A 1,455-nucleotide genomic window follows, 5' to 3' on the forward strand; every position below is an offset into this window, starting at 1 on the left:
GTGGAGTTACTCGCCAAAGGTCAGGTCGAGGGCGCAGTCAACTCATTGGTGATTGCCAACTACTTCATTTCATCGCAAGTATTCGAGGACGCATTGCAAATCAGCGCGACCGTCGGAACGCAGCAAGCCGCGTTTTCACTGGCAACCGCGCGCGGTGCTACGGAACTGCACTCCATCCTCGACAAAGCCCTGCTCAGCATTGCGCCGGACGAACTGGGAATAATCAACAGCCGCTGGCGCGGCTACACGGGAACCGCCAATAGCACCTGGCGTAACTACCATCGCCTGTTCTATCAACTGGTCATTGGCAGCGGTCTTTTGTTACTGATTTCGCTGGCCTGGAATGCCCACATGCGCAGGCAGATCAAGCAACGCCAGAGAGCAGAGCGCGCACTCAACGACCAGTTCGAATTCATGCGCACGCTGGTCAACGGTACGCCTCACCCCATTTACGTACGGGACCGTGAAGGACTGCTGCAAAGTTGTAACGACAGCTATCTGGAAGCCTTTTGTGCCAAACGCGAGGATGTGATTGGCAAAAGCCTCATGCAGGGCCCCATGAGCAACGAGTTCGAGGCGAGGGAATACCTGGCCGATTACCAGCGAGTGGTGGCTGAAGGTGTCCCGTTGATTCTCGACCGCCCCCTGCACATTGGCCGGAAAAGGCTGACGATCTATCACTGGATTCTTCCCTATCGAGACTCGACGGGTGAAGTCCAGGGGATCATCGGAGGCTGGATCGACATCAGCGAACGACGGCAGCTTTTTGATGAACTCAGGTCAGCCAAGGAACAGGCGGACAAGGCCAATCGCGCCAAGAGCACCTTCCTGGCCACCATGAGTCATGAAATTCGCACACCGATGAATGCAGTGATCGGCATGCTTGAACTGACATTGAAACGGGCCGATCAGGGCCACCTGGATCGGCCGGCCATCGAAGTGGCCCATAGCTCAGCCAAGGACATGCTGGCGTTGATTGGCGACATACTCGATATCGCCCGAATCGAGTCTGGCCATTTAAGCCTGGCCCCAGAGCGGGTGAACCTTGGCGAGACGATTGAATCGGTCGTGCGGGTCTTCGATGGACTGGCCCGGCAAAAAAATCTCGGCCTGGTGCTGGAGTTCCCCACCAGCGCTGAACAGCCAGATGTATTGATAGACCCCCTGCGCTTCAAACAGATACTGTCCAACCTGATCAGTAATGCCATCAAGTTTACCGAGCACGGCCAGGTGAGGATCAAGGTCAATCTGCAACCAGCCCCGGAGCCCGACCATCTCCTGATGGAGTTGTGGGTCAATGACAGCGGAATCGGCATCAGCGAAGACGACCAGCGACGCTTGTTCGAGCCTTTCACCCAGGCCGATAACACCGGGCATTTGGCCAGAAGCGGTGCAGGATTGGGATTGGTGATCAGTCGCAACCTGTGCGAAATGATGGGCGGCTGCGTGCAACTG

Annotated in this window: 1 protein-coding gene; it reads left to right on the top strand. The window is 56.6% G+C overall.

The features are described 5' to 3' along the window. A partial coding sequence (locus AC1DH9_RS29075) for an ATP-binding protein (RefSeq protein ID WP_477809329.1) occupies positions 1 to 1,455 on the top strand: 1,455 nt, incomplete at both ends.

This window comes from Pseudomonas sp. 05T35 (assembly GCF_056396605.1).